Below are 16536 nucleotides of genomic sequence, written 5' to 3' on the forward strand. Positions count from 1 at the left end.
TCAGTTTCCATGAATGTTAGACACAAATTACTATCTTCTCACATAGCGCTTGGCTTCGTCAACTAGCCATCTTACCTTAATATCTAGGGAGTAACCACGCATTGTCCCTACTACTATTGTCTGAGCTATTCTGTCATGGAAAGCTTGTTGATACCTTTCAATATCTACCAAAGCTACTGTAAAGTCCAAAAATAAAGGCATTATTAGTAGTAATACAGCAGCATTTCCTGATGTTAAATTACTAATGCCTAACATGGCCAATGCACCAGATAATGCTAAAATTCCTTCTCGCTTTGATAGCTCTAGGATACCTGGATTTCTTTGGTATCTAGTATCTAAAACTTTCATATCTAGAGCATAGTGCCCTATACTCTGACCATGGTTTTTATGGACAACTAGCACTCGTGTTATTATCCAAAGTACCATAAAAAATAAAATAAACGTGAACCAATTATTGCTAATTATGGTACTCAAAAACCAAACTACTACAGCATCTATACTGAATGCTGCTGCACGACGGGATAGAGGTGCTTTTGGTAATTGGGGTATAATATTATCGCTCATAAGATAGACCTTAATTATTTTTTGGTCTGGTTAGGAGAATATGTAACTGTTTTATTGGTTTTTGTTACTGTTCTATAATTTTATCATGCTTTTTATTTGTCAATTTTTCCGGGTTTTTCAGATAGAAGCTAATATACATAAGTTATTACTGGTAGCTATGGGTAGGGCTAATTTGATGGCTAAGTTAATAACTACTTAATAACTTGAATATGAAATTCAATCTAATTCAATCTAAATTTTTACCGAAAAATTATGGTCTAAAGCATCCCCTTTTAAGGGGGTAAAAAAAAGAGCATATTCCATATTTCAATTCACTTTGCTTTCCTAGGTCATGCTGCGCAAACAGCTAGAGGTACTGATAACTGATAACTGACCTATAACTGAAATTACCGAAATATTGTGGGTATGCGCCTCCCCTTTTAAGGGGATAATAAATAAAAGTTTTCATGATTAGTCAATCCTCTTCTTTTCAAGGAGAGGTAATTCTAAATTCGCGCATTCTAAATTCTAAATTCTTGAACTCTTATTTTGTGATCTCAACGTTGGTTGAAGACCCGCGCTCTCCCGAAGGGGAGCTAGGCCATGAAAACCAATCAATTTTGCGGCGCATGCCAATAGTGTGTTAATCTTAAGTAAGGCTGCTGGGCTAGCAGTGTCAGTCTGTGGAGCGACCGTAAGACCAGAAAGAGGTTTGGCCTCGGAGGCAGGTGCTAGGAAGCAGAAAGTCCTGAACCGCGAGGTTTAGGAATCCCCCGCTGTCTCGTGAGAGCAGCGTCGGGAGGATGTCAATATGTATAGTCACGATCTTGAAAAAGGTTGTAGAAGATAGGTTAATGCTTCTATTTTATGGGAATTAAACTCCAATAATTGCGGATAACGTAGGTAAAATGTGGATTTTTCAACCCTATTGTTTCATTAATGGATAATGGATAATGGATAATGGATAATGGATAATTATCTCTCCCTAAAAGGAAGAGGATTGACCTACTCCGAAAAAATTTATTTTTTTCCCTTGAAAGGGGAGGCGTTTAACCTAAATGGTTGAATTATTTAATTATTAATTATTCGGTAAATATTACAAATAATAGATTTTAAGTAAATTTTTTTCACCCACAAGTTAAAGCTTAAAACCTAACATCTACTACCGAAAAGCTAATATAAATCTCCAAACATCAAAAATCAAATCAATTATTATCCATAAATTATCAATTATTTCTCCTTCCTGTTCCCTGTTTCCTCTTTTGTGGAGATGTCTAATAGAAACATAGCAAAACAAAAATAATATCGGAACAGAAAAACTAATAGTTAATGCTAATCTTGTTTTATCTAAAAAAACACAACTGATTCCAAATTTCTAAGAAGTTGCATAGAAGAATATACTAATCACAATTGAGTGTAGCTCCAGATAGAAAAGTTCAGAACTTACTTATCAATTATTGAAGCATTTTTCCAACAAAACCACTATATATACCATAGTGCTATAGTTTTAATCTACTATATGTAGTGCCTTTGCATAAGTGCTGAAGTTAGTAAATTTCATAATTATCAAACAGGATTGGGCCACGCAACCATGCCTTTTAAGGCGAAATATTTTTGGAGGGTTGCTCAAAATACCCGCTACAAAAATAACTTCAGTAGGGGCGAATGGCCATTCGCCCCTACTTCCCTCCAGGGAGGGGTTAGGGGTGGGTTGACTTCTGACTTCTGACTTCATTAAGTGCCACCTAAGACAAAATAAAATTGGTATAACACTCAACACCTAATTTTGTGCCACTTTACATAAAATTGGTATAAGACCTAACACCTACGACCTACGACCTACGACCTAACACCCAATTCTGTGCAGCCTCACATAAAATTGGTTTAATTTATTGACTTCTCCCCTGGCTGAAACCGAGGGGATTCTAAGTTGATACTATACAACAGGATAAATCCTTGTTGCTTCGTTTCTCATGATTCTGACCAAAGATATATTCTTTGGGGACAAGTCAAGATGCCCCTACACAGTCAGCTTAAGTAGGGGCGAACGGCCGTTTGCTTCGCATAACTATCGTTAACGCCCCTACAGCTTTCTGCTTACTTTTGTCTAAACATTTGTATATCCAGATAATAGCAAAGGACAACTAAAGTTGTCTAGTCTAAACGACTCGCTTGTTTTCATCCTCCGGTTAAAACACGCTTGCTCTCAACGTCGCTTTTCGGTAAAAAATATCTTTAATTTATTATCAATAGACATCTCCAGAAAATAAACTTGCCCTTGATTTGCTATAAACTAGAGTTGTAAAAGTAAGTAAAAAAATCATTTTCCATGTTTTTTTCCTAAAAAAATCTTCCCTATTCCCTATTCCCTACTTTTACAAAAAGTCTATATATTTTTCGGAGATGTCTAATGAAAGTCAACTTTAATATTGTTCGTCAGCATCAAAATACTACTCCTAGAATTCAAACTTACACCTTAGAAGTTGAACCAGGCAATACAATTTTAGAATGCCTTAATCGGATTAAATGGGAACAAGATGGTAGTTTAGCTTTTCGTAAAAATTGCCGTAATACTATCTGCGGTAGTTGTGGAATGAAAATAAATGGTCGTTCAGCTTTAGCTTGTAAAGAAAATATTAGAAATGAAGTAGATAGACTAGAACAAATAGCTAATAATAGTAACAATAATTCTACTAATACTACTGCAAAATCTATTCCAGAAATAACTATTGCCCCTATGGGAAATATGCCAGTAATTAAAGATTTGGTAGTAGATATGAACAGTTTTTGGCAAAATCTAGAAACAGTTGAACCTTATATCAGCACAAAAGCACGACAAATTCCAGAACGAGAATTTTTACAGACTCCCACTGAACGAGATAAACTAAATCAAACAGGTAATTGTATTCTTTGTGGAGCCTGTTATTCTGAATGTAATGCTCGTGAAGTTAATCCAGATTTTGTTGGTCCACACGCTTTGGCCAAAGCTTATAGAATGGTCGCTGATTCTCGTGACAGTCAAATAGATAAAAGATTAGAAGAATATAATCTTGACACAGCAGGAGTCTGGGGTTGTACCCGTTGTTATTATTGTAATTCTGTTTGTCCAATGGAAGTAGCACCTATGGATCAAATAGGTAAAATTAAACAAGAAATTCTCGACCGTAAAGATCAACAAGCTAGTCGTTCTATTCGCCATCGAAAAGTATTAATTGATTTGGTTAAAGATGGGGGTTGGATTGATGAACGAAAATTTGGTATTCAAGTAGTGGGTAACTATTTTAGAGATATTCAAGGATTATTGAGTTTGGGTCCATTAGGATTAAGGATGTTGGCAAAAGGTAAGTTTCCTTTGACTTTTGAACCTTCTGAGGGGACGGAAACTGTGCGATCGCTGATTGAATCAGTAAAAAATTGGACAATAAATCTACTGAAATAATTCAGTAATTTTATCTCCACTAAAAATCTTAAAAGCTAATCAAATTTATCAATATTATGTCTGAAAATTTGACTTCTCAATCTACATCAGAATCTACTAAAAAAGTTGAAGCTACCAAGTCTAATGAACCTGCTTTTGGTTGGAATACTTACGCAGAAAAAATCAATGGTAGATTTGCGATGGTAGGATTTTTCATTTTGTTATTACTGGAATTATTTACTCATCAAGATTTTTTTCTTGGTTAGGTTTACGGTAAAAAATAAAGTTTAATATATGCTAATAGCTAATCTTTGAGTGACATTTAGCTATTAGCTATTAGCTATTAAACAGTCAAAAAATTAGTATTTACAAATCTGATGTTTGACCTGATTCAATTACTTGGAGATTATACTGACCCCTACCTGTTTTATCGTAAGAATTAACTATTACACGATATTTACCTGTAACAGTTAGAGTAATTGTTAGTTGAGAATTTGTATTTTTCTGACTAACATCATCATGTTCTCCCAGTAATTCACCAGTAGGACTAAATACTGCTAAATAAGTATCAAAGTCAGGACTTTCTAAGATTACAGTTACTACTTGACCTGTTGTTCCTTCAAAAGTATGTTCATCATAAATACTTTCATCAGATGGAAGTACTAAGTCTCCATCACTAAGGGTTCCTTCTAGCTGTAATATTTCTTTTCCAACTTCTTGTTCTTGGGTAGAAGGAGTAGTTTCTTCTGGAGTTGGAGTAGTTTCTTCCTGGGTAGAGGGGGTAGTTTCTTCTGGAGTTGGAGTCTCTTCTAGAGTTGGAGTAGTTTCTTCTTGGGTAGAGGGGGTAGTTTCTTCTTGGGTAGAAGGGGTAGTTTCTTCTGGAGTTGGAGTAGTTTCTTCTGGAGTTGGAGTCTCTTCTGGAGTTGGAGTAGTTTCTTCTTGGGTTGGAGTATCCTGAACTAAAATTTCATTAGCATAACTAGAATTGACAACCAACGGATGAAATATAAGGATAGGGAAAAGTAAAGTTTTTCCCATAATACTTAGTAGACCAAAAGCAGCGATCGCCCAAAATCTTCCTTGACGCATTAATCACCTCAAATAAATATACTACTTAAATTCTCATTCCTAGCCTACTAGCATAGTCGGAAATAATCACAAATAATTATTAATTGAAAAAGTTTAGGGTAAATTTTAGTGAGTAATTACAGAGTTTCAGTGTTTCAGTATAATCATCTTTTTTTATTTCAAAATCAATACTTGTACTGAATTTATTAACTGTTTGATTTTGCTGTAATACAATTTGTTTAACTTGCTATAAATTTCTATTCCTATAAACCCGATAAACCCTATAAATAAGTAGATAAAATTTCAGACAATTTATCTACTATAGTTGTTCCTTTCACGCTCAAAGAAAGGTCTAATTCTAGGTGAAACAGACTCAATTTTCAACTTATATTCTCCTGACTCTCCTGCTTCATAAGAATTTGCCAATAACTTGTAAGTTCCATTTTCTGGTAACGTAATCACAATTCTGGCATTTTTCTCTCCACCACTATCATCATCTTGAGCTAATTCTTGACCATTTGAACTTAACAAAATTAAGTAAGAATCTATTTTATTGCTGCTCATATCAATAGAAATCTTTTGACCTGCAACACCCTCAAAAGCGTAAAGGTCATAGTAACTATTGTCTACAGGCAATACATTAGATTCACTGTCCAAATTACCCTTGATTTCTATTAAACCATTAAGGTCTAACTTTTCAGCCTGCTTCTCATCAAACATTCCTGTTTGCTGTTGAGCTACTAAAGGCGCTCTTCCTTCTCGAACCGCTCTGAGAAACTCTGGGACTCTATCTATAGATATAGCAAAACCAATGCCAATATTACCCCCTAATTGACCACGAGTAAATATAGCAGTATTCACACCAATAAGTTCTCCAGAACTGTTCAATAGTGGCCCGCCAGAATTTCCAGGGTTAATAGCTGCATCTGTTTGGATTAATCCTCTTTCTCGGTCTATACGACTAACTATTCCTACAGTAAGAGTACCTTGAAATCTGCCAAAAGGATTCCCGATGGCAAAAGCTCGCTGACCTACTTTTGTCGAACCTGGACGAGCTATTCTAATGGTGGGCAGGTTTCTTTCTCCTCGAATTTTGAGAACTGCTAAATCTAAATCTTCTTCACCAAAACCTATGACATCTGCTGTAACTTTTCTACCATCCGCTAAGGTCATTTTAACCACACCGCCTTGAGATACAACATGGGCATTTGTTAATACCATTCCGTCGGCACTAATAATGGCACCACTACCATTAGTTTTATCTGTATCTATGGAAACTACTGCTTGACTAGCTTGTTCATAAACACGAATATTAGTTTTTTCTTCTACACTTAGAGAAAGTAGTGTTTCTTTTTGGTTTTTATTCAGGGGTCTGGGAATTGTATCTACTTTTATTTGAGCCTTAACTGGAGGAAAATTAGTTAAATTTACACCAACTGCTACTGCTACAATAAGTATTCTCGATGTGGTTTTTTGCAAAAATTTGGCATTCATTTGTTGCTTGTCAAGTCTAGTTTATATTTAATATTATTACGCAGTATTTTTTGAAAAAAGAGTTATATAGCAGAAGGAAGAAGAAAGATGGAATTGTATTACATTGTCTGAACTTTAAACTTTTGAGCTGTCTTAATCTTTCCTTCGACTGCTATACCAATTTGACAAATGTTTGCTACAAATAGTTATGTGTCTACTTAGGGCTTACCGATCTAAATCTCAAAGCATTGTTCAATAATGGATAATTGATAATTTATAATTTATAATTACCTCTCCCTAAAAGGAAGAGGATTGAATCAAAGGAAAATTAATTCATTGTTTCTCCACGGCGAGTGAGAGGATTTTTACCTTAATTATTCGGTAAATAAAGGTATTGGCCTTTTGAGAATCGAAAAAAGTGCGCCTATTTCAATTCACTTACCCTCAAAAAGTGAGAATTTTGGGGTGAGGGGGACAGAAAAATCTCTCGAACAATTATTCCTCCTACTTTCCCCTCCTGGGAGGGGTTAGGGGTGGGTCCCCACATTCCCCTCCTGGGAGGGGTTAGGGGTGGGTCTCTACACTTTGCTTTTTTCAGCAAACCCTACTTAGGAGTCAGAACTCAGAACTCAGATAGGGGAACCGTCAGTAGGGCGACGTACAAATCACTATATCAATATATTAAGTATCATCTCTGAGCTAAAATACATCTTCCTTCTTCCTTCTTCCTTCTTCCTTATTCCTTCTTCCTTCTTCCTTCTTCCTTCTTCCTTTTTCCTTATTCCTTATTCCTTCTTCCTTCTTCCTTCTTCCTTTTTCCTTCTTCCTTTTTCCTTCTCCAAATAGTTATGTGATAGTTTAAGATTAATAAATTGGTATTTTATTGGAATTAGGCGATCGTGACTATGCAGCTTCGTGTTTATGTCCCACCCCATCCTTTAATAAAACATTGGTTAGGTGTAGCTCGTGACATAAATACACCCTCTGCTTTATTTCGTTCTGCAATGACAGAATTAGGTCGATGGTTAACCTATGAAGCAATTCGAGATTGGTTACCTATAGTAGAAACAACAGTACAAACTCCTTTAGCTGAATGTCCTGCTACTTTTGTTAATCCTCAAGTCCCTGTCGTAGTCATACCCATTCTTCGAGCTGGTCTAGGATTATTAGAAGGGGCACAAACTGTTTTACCTTTGGCATCCATCTATCATCTGGGAATAGTTAGAAATGAAGAAACTCTCGAACCTAGCTGTTATTTGAATAAACTGCCTCCCCAGTTGGCCCCTAATGCTCGGGTTTTGATTTGCGACCCAATGTTAGCTACTGGTGGCACAATTATGCAGGCCATGACTGAATTAACTGAGCGTGGGGTTGATGTTGCTTCAATCAGAATTATTTCTGTAGTAGCTGCTCCTCCTGCTCTACAAAAGTTGAGTGTTACTTATCCTGACTTGGTTGTTTACACAGCAACTATTGATGAGGTTGTTAATGATGTCGGCTACATTATACCAGGTCTTGGCGATGCTGGCGATCGAACTTTTGGTACTTAAGTTATATCAAATCCGGTGGGGTTGTACATAGAATCTGGTTATATACATAGATATCTCCAATATTAATGAACTCAGAAGTCAGAAGTTATTTTTGTAACGGTTATTTGAGCAACTCTCCAAAAATATTTCCCCTTACCTTAAAAGGCGGGGTTTTAAACCCAATTATGTAGATAAAAATCAAATCAATTATCCCACTCTTATTTATCAATTCTTTCCCTCTACTCCCTACTCCCCTACTCCCCTACTCCCAATTAAAAGGCGGGGTTTTAAACCCAATTATGTAGATAAAAAATCAAATCAATTATCCCACTCTTATTTATCAATTCTTTCTCTCTATTCCCTAATCCCTTTTTTGGAGGCTAATTAACTATTGTTGATTTACTAATATTTATTAACATAAGTTCATATAAAATGATACAGCTATACCAATCTAGTTGTATAGATTATGCTAATATCTGGCAAATAGAGTAGTTTGTGGTGCAAAACCAGGCCACTAAGTAACCGCTATCCTGATAAGTTGCCGCGCTTCATGGTCAAGTAATTAAAACTTCTGTTGAGCCGATAACCAAGGCGAAGTAAGTGTTTAAAAGCGTCTACAGGTTTTCTTGTAGACATTGGGAGATACCTCCTCAGTAATCTAATTACTGTGCATTGTTAGCATTTGTTAGCAAAATCGTATCGGAGATGTTTAATATCTGTTGATAATTCTATAATTACTTCAAGATTTCATCTCCCCCACTCCCCTACTCCCTACTCCCCTACTCCCCTACTCCCAACTATATAATTCAACTGGATTTGATATTACTGGCCACTTGAAATAAATCAAAATTAATTTATTTTTAACATTCCATTAAGAATATGCTATAGTTGGAGGATAAAGATTAATATAAACAATTAGCTATTTGCTAAATATGAGTAATAGAGATGGTTTTGCAAGTGGTTTGATTGCAGGAGCAGCAGTCGGTGGCTTGGTAGGTGGATTGTTGGGAATTTTAGTAGGAGCAAGGGTTTCTAATGATGCAGATGAGGCCGAAAATTTATTAGAGACTCAAGATACTGAAACACAAAAAGCTACAAAAGAATCAGAAAGTATACAGGAGACTCGTCAAAGCTTGGAAGGTAAAATAGCACAGTTAAATCAAGCAATTGATGAAGTGCGCCAACAAATAAATGGTGTTAATGGCAGCTTGGCTAATACTGGGCGATCGCTCTCTGAAGAATCCTCAAATTATTAAGAATAAGTCTAGATTTTATGAAATAGATTTTAGAGATGGCTCAGGATGAAAGATGAATAAGACAAAGCTATGCTAAAATATACTTTAAAATCTATTAATTGTTTGTAGTTTCAGAATAATAAAACTTATGAATGCCTCTATAGGACTGTTAGCGGAAACTTTAGGAACATTTGTACAAATATATTTAGTTTTAATGTTCATTAGGATTTTATTAAGTTGGTTCCCCAACATTAACTGGTACGATCCACCATTCTCTGTATTGAGTCAGTTGACAGACCCTTATCTAAATATATTTCGTTCTATCATTCCGCCCTTGGGAGGTATAGACTTTTCTCCAATAATTGCTATATTTGCTCTCCAGTTTGTAGCTCAAATTTTGACAGGATTACTAAGTGGCTTGGCGGCTTATTAGTGTTTATCAAATAGTTTTCTCTCATTTGAAATAACTTTAAGGCAGATTGAAAAAAGATATTAATTCTTCAAACTCAACCTGCCTTTAAGAATTAAAAGCCATCAAATTCTTCTATAGTTTGCCACCGAACTTTATGAGAAAAGCCAGATGATTTAAACTGTTTAAGTCTCAATGGAGTAGGTAGATTTGCGGGTATAGAAACTCTGATTTCAAAATCAGTGACACCTGGGGGGACTTCTTCAATTGACCCAAGTCTTGTACGATTTTCCATAACATTATTATTATCAGCGTCATAAATACGCCCATATACATCAGCATCATACAAAGTTTTATCAGAAGTATTTTTAGCTTTACCACCGATAATAAAACAATTAGCTGTCATACTAGAACCACTAGAAATCATTCCTTTTTCTAAACTTGGGGGGCATTCTTTGTAATCTAGATCGTATAGCTTAACTGGAATTGCTGCCCAAGCAGGGCTAGTCCAGAGCCAAGTGACTATGGCAACAAGGGTAGATATAATAATTTTGGCAAAAAATGGCGCTCTCATATAATATAAATTTAGATTGAGAATTATAAATAACTCTAGCTTATTTTTTTAAAGGTTATCGGCGTTGGTAAATTATTGCATGATATTAATCTTAACTACTTAGGAGTAAACCCACCCCCAACCCCGACCGTGGAGGGGAGGGGAAGTCAGGAGTAAACCCACCCCCAACCCCTCCCAGGAGGAGGGAGTCAGGAGTAAACCCACCCCCAACCCCTCCCAGGAGGGAGAAAGAAGAAGAAAGAGGAGTAGAAGGATAAAGTTTTTTCGGGGAGCGTAAAGGTCATGGACTTCTATCGCGTTCTTATCCGGACATGATATCATACCTCAAATTACCAACCCCAGGTTATCAAAAAAAATTGAGTCTAGTAATACTAAGCATCTCAAGTAACCTTTGAGTATATTAAACATCTGGCGAGCGTAAAAAATCAGATCGATTATCTATAGCACTATGTAAATCAATTCTTTCAGCCTACTGCCTGCTCCCTACTCACCTATTCCCTCTTTTCTAGAGATGTATATTGGGTATAGTCAGTCTTAATAATATAATTTGCATTCGCGTAACGTTGCGTAGTAAAAAAATCCGCAGCAGACTATTGCTATTTTTTTTATGCCTTCTGCCAGTCAGGTCTCAATTTTTTTGCCCCTCGCAAATAGGTATGAACAATTTTTTGAGCCTGAGTTTCTGGCATATTCACATGAATCAAAAATCTGATACAACGCTCTAAACTACCTTCAACGTGCATCTGCTGCACATCTAATAAAGGTACATTATTCCAGTTTGGACGTTGGCGGGCGATCGCAGCCGGAAAAATAGCATCTAAGTCACGAGTTACAGAGAAAGTCGTACTAATAATTTGGCCTGGATCTATTTGATTATGGTTTTCTAGTTCATCTAGTAGTTCCGTTACTGCCTCTTGAATGGCTTCTTTTGAGTTTTCTGAGGCAGTAGTTGCCCCACAATTGCTTGAACTCGCCACACCACGCCAAAGTCCTCCAAATCAATAACTTTATTATTTTAAATTAAGGTCGATACAGCCACAAAGGTAAACCATTGGTAGAGACTTCAAATTCTACCCAGCTTTGAGCTGCCGACAGTTTTGATGATACCTGATTATTACCCAAAACTCGACTTACTAAAGATTTTGGTTTTTCAAGGGTACAACTTTCGGTCTTCTCTGGGTCTAATTTGATCAGTTCACAAAGCCATTTACGGGCATCTTCTTCAGTACCTAAACGGTCAACCACACCTAATTCTAGTGCTTGTTCCCCTGTGAATATTCGGCCATCTGCAAAACTTCTGACAGTTTCTACAGCTAAATTCCGCGCCTCAGCCACTATTTTGACAAACTGCTGATAACTATTATCAATCAAGTCTTGGAGAATTTGCTTTTCTGGTTCTGTCATTTCTCGGTCGAAGGCTAATATATCTTTATATGGGCCAGACTTTACTACTTTAAAAGAAACTCCTACTCTTTCTAAAAGGCGTTCTACATTGTTGCCGCGCAAAATCACCCCAATACTACCTGTAATTGTCCCAGGATTAGACACAATATGTTGAGAACCCATGCCAATATACACACCCCCAGAGGCTGAGATATTGCCGAAACTAGACACAATTTTGACTTTATCTTGCAAATTTTTCAGGGCATTGTAAATTTCGTGAGAGTCAGCAACAGTGCCTCCGGGACTATCTATTCTCAGTAACAGACCAGGGAATTTTCTTTCTTCTACGGTTTTCAGTGCTTCTAAAACTCTTTTTCTGGTGTCGCTCGCGATAACACCACTAATTTCAATTCGGGCAATTTGTTTACGATACCGAGGCTTAAATGGCCAAATCATACTTTGTATTCAGTCAAAAGTCAAATTTAATTATAGCACAAATTATTTGAATTACTTTTAATAACATATTAAATTAAAATTGTCAATCAAGATAAGATTTAATGAATATTGTGAAATTTTGCCTTATTATTAGTTAAACAAAATTAATCGTACATATTTTTACGAAAAATTGTTACAATTTGTAAATAAAGTTTTAATATTAATATTTAAAATAATGACCAAAAAATAGGGTCAATAATCTCTCCTTGGCTGGGCCACGAGCTGTAGCTCTACAAGGGGATGGAAAAGCGGTCGTAGCACAGCTTCCCGTAGGGTGGGATGGCGCCATTCGGAGCGGCTCTGATAAGAGCGGGTTTCCTCGCCATATCCATGAGACCAAGAGAAAGTAAACTTCAGTATTTCGTCAGCAAGAGGTACTGATAGCGTAGCTCCGACCATAGGAGGCTAACTGATAACTGATAACTGATAACTGATAACTGATAACTGATAACTGATAACTGATAACTGAAATGACTATGCAGCTAAAACTGACTAACTCAAAACTCCCCTTTGCACCACTGTTATTAATTGCTCCCTTTTTCTTCTGGGGAACTGCAATGGTGGCGATGAAAGGTGTTATTCCTCAGACAACACCATTCTTTATGGCAGCAATGCGTATATTGCCAGCAGGTATATTATTGTTACTGGTAGGAATGATTCAGGGAAGACCTCAACCACAAGGAAAAATAGCTTGGTTGTGGATTTTATTATTTGCCTTGGTAGATGGTGCTTTGTTTCAGGGGTTTTTGGCTCAAGGGTTAGTCAGAACAGGTGCTGGTTTGGGTTCGGTGATGATTGACTCCCAACCTCTGGCAGTAGCTATTTTATCATTGTGGTTATTTCAAGAGAGAATTAGATTTTGGGGTTGGTTAGGGTTAGGTATTGGTGTTTTTGGTATTAGTTTAATTGGTTTACCTGATGAATGGATCGGGAGTTTGCTGCATCCAGAAACAATAGAAGCGTCTCTGGGAATAGATGCACTGTTTCAAAGTGGAGAATGGTTAATGTTATTAGCGTCTCTATCTATGGCAGTAGGAACAGTTTTAGTACGTTGGGTTTGCAAATATAATGACCCAGTTATGGCAACTGGTTGGCATTTGATTTTAGGTGGTGTTCCATTACTTGCTATTTCCGCAGGGTTTGAGTCTGGACAGTGGGTAAATATTGATGGGTATGGTTGGATAGCTATGGGTTATGCGACTATTTTTGGCAGTGCGATCGCTTATGGTTTATTCTTTTATTTTGCTTCTTCTGGAAATCTTACCAGTTTAAGTGCTTTAACTTTTCTAACTCCAATTTTTGCTTTATTGTTTGGCAATTTCTTTTTAGGAGAAGTTTTGAGTTCGCTACAGTCAGTAGGAGTGGGCTTGACTTTAGTTAGTATTTATCTGATTAATCAACGAGATGTATTAGCCGAGAAGTTGAATTTTAGTAGTTCAAAACAAGAAGATATTTCAAATACTAATTCTGGCAAAATATTGATACAATCTCAACAAGAACCAACGGAAGTTTAAGTGCAAGTTGGAGTTTAAATATCAGAGAAAATTTAACTAAAGTGCTTTTCATTTGGGTAGACCATAGTAGGGATTATTTCCTAGGTTATGCTCGGCAAAAGCGAATCATCCCTACAAAATTTTAGTTTTGACTTGAGGTCATCAATATGAAAACCGCTGTAAGCAGATGATAATTAAGTTCTTGTTTGTAGTTGGACTTTAGCCCTAAGATAACTATCTCAGGACTTACCCATAGGGGAGTAGGGGAGTAGGGAAAATAGAAAGATTTACTGTTTACGGTCTATGACCGTAAACAGTTTAGTAAATTTTTTTGCTTACTTGATTATTCAAAATTTTTCTCCTTCCTGAAATTTATAGTAGCTTGACTTTTAGTAATTTAAAAATCTGTGGTTTATATAGTTACCGAATAATTAATAATTAATAATTAATAATTAAATAATTCGCGCCTTGAAGCCTCCCTTTAAGGGGAAATAAGCGGTTGAGGGATGGCGAGGTCCCCTCGCCATATCCAATCAACCAAGAGAAGAAATAATATTTCCTTATATTCAATTCCGTAACGGTTAAAACCCGAGGTAATTATCAATTATCAATTAATGAAATAGACATTACCTAAATAACAAGGGTTTATTCATAACTTTACTGAATCTTTAAATAAGCACCTACTAACTCTGAATTACTTGATAGAATATTCATAAAAATGCCCGTAAATACCATGATTTTTTCTTCAATTCAAATACTTATCAAATACTTATAAGTAATTTTACTGAATATTTCAAATCCCAGAGTTCTGCCAGAGCAAGGAGAAGATTAAGAGGAGGAGACCTCGCCATATCCATCAGACCAAGAGAGAAAAATGTTTCCTTTGAGTCAATCCTCTTCTTTTCAAGGAGAGATAATTATTAATTATTAATTATTAATTATTAATTGTTGAAGACTATGAATCCAATCCAATTGAAGTAAGCGATACGGCTGATTTTTTTAACCAAAGCACTTTTTATTTATTACTTATTATATTCTTTAGAAGATGAGTAGAGTTAGATTTCGATCAATTTAATTATGGCAACTATTGTTGGTACAAGTGCTGGTGAAACCCTTCGCGGAACTGCTGTTGGTGATGAAATTTTAGGCAGAGGTGGAAATGACAATATCAGAGGCCGAGCAGGTGATGATCTGATTAGAGGAAATGGCGGCAATGACTCCTTAGATGGGAACGGAGGAAGTGATACCCTGCGAGGTGGAAACGGCAACGACCAGCTTGATGGAGGGGGCGGACAAGATTTACTCCGAGGTGGTAATGGAAATGATGACCTGATTGGGAGTCGTGGAAACGATACTGTCAATGGTGGAGATGGCATTGACACCGCTAACTACGCAGATTTAGGGGAAATCATTACCCTGCAAGCCGTTGGCGTGGTTGACAAAGGCAATGCGGGAACAGACCAAATTGAGAATATTGAGGTCATTGTTGGTGCTACAGGCCAAGATAACGTTATTGATGGTACTGTTTCCGGTGGCGCAACATCTGCCTTTGATATTGATTTATCGGCACAAAGTCTCACCGTGACAGGTATTCCCGGTTTAGGAAATGTTAATTTCACGGTGGAAAACTTTGTTAACGTCATTGGCACTTCCAACACCGATACCATTGTCGGAAACAGTAGTGACAACCTCTTCAGTGGAAGCCAAGGAAATGATACCCTTGATGGGGGAAGTGGTAACGATACCGCAGATTATAGCAATTTAGGTCAAGCTATTACCCTGGAACGCGCAGGCATAATAAATAAAGGAACGGCAGGAACTGACCAAATTCTCAATCTCGAAACTATTATTGGTGCAACTGGACAAGAAAACGCCATTGACGGTTCGACGGGAACCAGTGGAGTCACCTCTTTTGATATTGACTTATCTCAGGAAACTTTTACCGTTGAGAATATTCCGCAATTGGGTAATCAAACCTTTGAGATTATCAACTTTGTGAATGCCACTGGAACTTCCAACGATGATAATATTGTTGGAAATGAGAGTAATAACGTCTTTGGAGGCAGCCAGGGAGATGATACCTTTGATGGTCAAGGCGGTGATGATACCGTTGATTATAGCGATTTAGGTCAAGCTGTCACCCTAGAACGCGGAGGTGTCATCAACAAAGGTAGTGCAGGTACAGACAATATTCTAGAAATAGAAACTATTATTGGGGCGCAAGGACAAGATAACGCCATTGATGGTTCGACTGGAATTAGCGGTCAAACTTCTTTTGTGGCTAACTTGGCGAACGAAACCTTCACTGTTCAAAATCTTCCTGGACTAGGAAATCTTGACTTTAATGTTGTTAACTTTGTCGATATTACTGGAACCTCTCAAGGTGATGACTTAGTCGGTGATGCCGAAGAGAACGAACTCCGGGGTGAAGGCGGAAGGGATACTCTTGTTGGTGGTGCTGGAAATGACCGCATTTTCGGTGGTCGAGGTCGAGACCGTTTAACAGGGGTCGATCTAAACAGTGCTAACCCCGGTGCAGGTGAGATTGATATCATCAACGGAAATAATGGTCGAGATACTATTGTTCTAGGTGATGGAAGCAATGTTTTCTACTCCTTCAATGGTAGTAGCGACTTTGCAGATATCCAAGATTTTGAAACGGGTCAAGATACTATTGAACTGACTGGTAATTCGGGAGACTACTTCTTCAACTCCGATAACACCGCAATATTCTTAAGTGCTAATAATGACTTAATTGCTGAGTTTACAAATGGATCATTTAATCAGGGTGACCTCATCTTTGTATAATCTTACAGCAGTCTTCTAGTGGATGAGGTACAAAGTTTTATTGCTATAGGCAACAGGCAACAGCTCATCTGGCAACAGGCAACAGGGAATATAGGAATAAATAGGACT

The 16536-nt window shown here is 37.0% G+C and carries 14 protein-coding genes and 1 pseudogene; 8 read left to right on the top strand and 7 right to left on the bottom strand.

All coding sequences use genetic code 11. The features are described 5' to 3' along the window. Positions 1–30: 30 nt before the first annotated feature. Positions 31–564: an RDD family protein gene (locus SAGCYANO_RS14640; RefSeq protein WP_202220752.1), complete on the bottom strand. Its 534-nt coding sequence runs from the start codon at positions 562–564 to the stop codon at positions 31–33. A gap of 619 nt (positions 565–1183) precedes the next feature. Here SAGCYANO_RS14640 and SAGCYANO_RS47570 point away from each other — a divergent pair. Beyond that, on the top strand, positions 1184–1309 hold the full coding sequence (locus SAGCYANO_RS47570) for a hypothetical protein (protein ID WP_255502458.1): 126 nt from the start codon (positions 1184–1186) through the stop codon (positions 1307–1309). Positions 1310–2050: 741 nt separating this feature from the next. Here the strand turns inward: SAGCYANO_RS47570 and SAGCYANO_RS14645 are convergent. Further along, positions 2051–2323 carry a hypothetical protein gene (locus SAGCYANO_RS14645; RefSeq protein WP_202220753.1) on the bottom strand — a complete coding sequence of 91 codons (273 nt, stop codon included), beginning with the start codon at positions 2321–2323 and terminating at the stop codon, positions 2051–2053. Positions 2324–2953: 630 nt separating this feature from the next. On the opposite strand from SAGCYANO_RS14645, the gene SAGCYANO_RS14650 reads away from it, so the two are divergent. Together SAGCYANO_RS14650 and SAGCYANO_RS14655 are read left to right on the top strand one after the other, a co-directional pair. Continuing rightward, positions 2954–3982 (top strand): succinate dehydrogenase/fumarate reductase iron-sulfur subunit, encoded by a 1029-nt coding sequence (locus tag SAGCYANO_RS14650; protein ID WP_202220754.1) that lies wholly within the window; start codon positions 2954–2956, stop codon positions 3980–3982. Positions 3983–4038: 56 nt separating this feature from the next. Then, the gene (locus SAGCYANO_RS14655; RefSeq protein WP_375339933.1) at positions 4039–4227 is read left to right on the top strand and encodes a hypothetical protein; all 189 of its coding nucleotides are present in this window, start codon (positions 4039–4041) and stop codon (positions 4225–4227) included. A gap of 100 nt (positions 4228–4327) precedes the next feature. Here the strand turns inward: SAGCYANO_RS14655 and SAGCYANO_RS14660 are convergent, their stop codons facing one another. Next, positions 4328–5050 carry a PPC domain-containing protein gene (locus tag SAGCYANO_RS14660; protein WP_202220755.1) on the bottom strand — a complete coding sequence of 241 codons (723 nt, stop codon included), beginning with the start codon at positions 5048–5050 and terminating at the stop codon, positions 4328–4330. A 291-nt stretch (positions 5051–5341) separates the two neighbouring features. Next, positions 5342–6523 carry a trypsin-like peptidase domain-containing protein gene (locus SAGCYANO_RS14665; RefSeq protein WP_202220756.1) on the bottom strand — a complete coding sequence of 394 codons (1182 nt, stop codon included), beginning with the start codon at positions 6521–6523 and terminating at the stop codon, positions 5342–5344. A gap of 878 nt (positions 6524–7401) precedes the next feature. On the opposite strand from SAGCYANO_RS14665, the gene upp reads away from it, so the two are divergent. From upp to SAGCYANO_RS14685, 3 genes are all read left to right on the top strand, one after another. Then, a complete protein-coding gene (upp, locus tag SAGCYANO_RS14675) occupies positions 7402–8052 on the top strand; it encodes a uracil phosphoribosyltransferase (RefSeq protein WP_202220757.1) in 651 nt (216 codons plus the stop codon). Between the two features lie 911 nt (positions 8053–8963). After that, a complete protein-coding gene (locus tag SAGCYANO_RS14680) occupies positions 8964–9287 on the top strand; it encodes a hypothetical protein (RefSeq protein ID WP_202220758.1) in 324 nt (107 codons plus the stop codon). Between the two features lie 127 nt (positions 9288–9414). Continuing rightward, positions 9415–9699, top strand: coding sequence for a YggT family protein (locus SAGCYANO_RS14685; RefSeq protein ID WP_202220759.1), 285 nt, complete (start codon positions 9415–9417; stop codon positions 9697–9699). Positions 9700–9790: 91 nt separating this feature from the next. Here the strand turns inward: SAGCYANO_RS14685 and SAGCYANO_RS14690 are convergent, their stop codons facing one another. From SAGCYANO_RS14690 to sppA, 3 genes and pseudogenes are all read right to left on the bottom strand, one after another. Further along, a complete protein-coding gene (locus tag SAGCYANO_RS14690; protein WP_202220760.1) occupies positions 9791–10249 on the bottom strand; it encodes a hypothetical protein in 459 nt (152 codons plus the stop codon). 605 nt (positions 10250–10854) lie between these two features. After that, positions 10855–11231: pseudogene (gene aroH / locus SAGCYANO_RS14695) on the bottom strand (chorismate mutase). 38 nt (positions 11232–11269) lie between these two features. Beyond that, positions 11270–12088, bottom strand: coding sequence for a signal peptide peptidase SppA (gene sppA / locus SAGCYANO_RS14700; protein ID WP_202220761.1), 819 nt, complete (start codon positions 12086–12088; stop codon positions 11270–11272). Between the two features lie 515 nt (positions 12089–12603). Here sppA and SAGCYANO_RS14705 point away from each other — a divergent pair. Next, a complete protein-coding gene (locus SAGCYANO_RS14705; RefSeq protein ID WP_202220801.1) occupies positions 12604–13641 on the top strand; it encodes a DMT family transporter in 1038 nt (345 codons plus the stop codon). A gap of 1056 nt (positions 13642–14697) precedes the next feature. Then, positions 14698–16428, top strand: coding sequence for a calcium-binding protein (locus SAGCYANO_RS14710; protein WP_202220762.1), 1731 nt, complete (start codon positions 14698–14700; stop codon positions 16426–16428). The last annotated feature ends 108 nt before the right edge of the window (positions 16429–16536 follow it).

This window comes from Okeania sp. KiyG1 (assembly GCF_014132355.1).
GTDB lineage: Bacteria > Cyanobacteriota > Cyanobacteriia > Cyanobacteriales > Microcoleaceae > Okeania.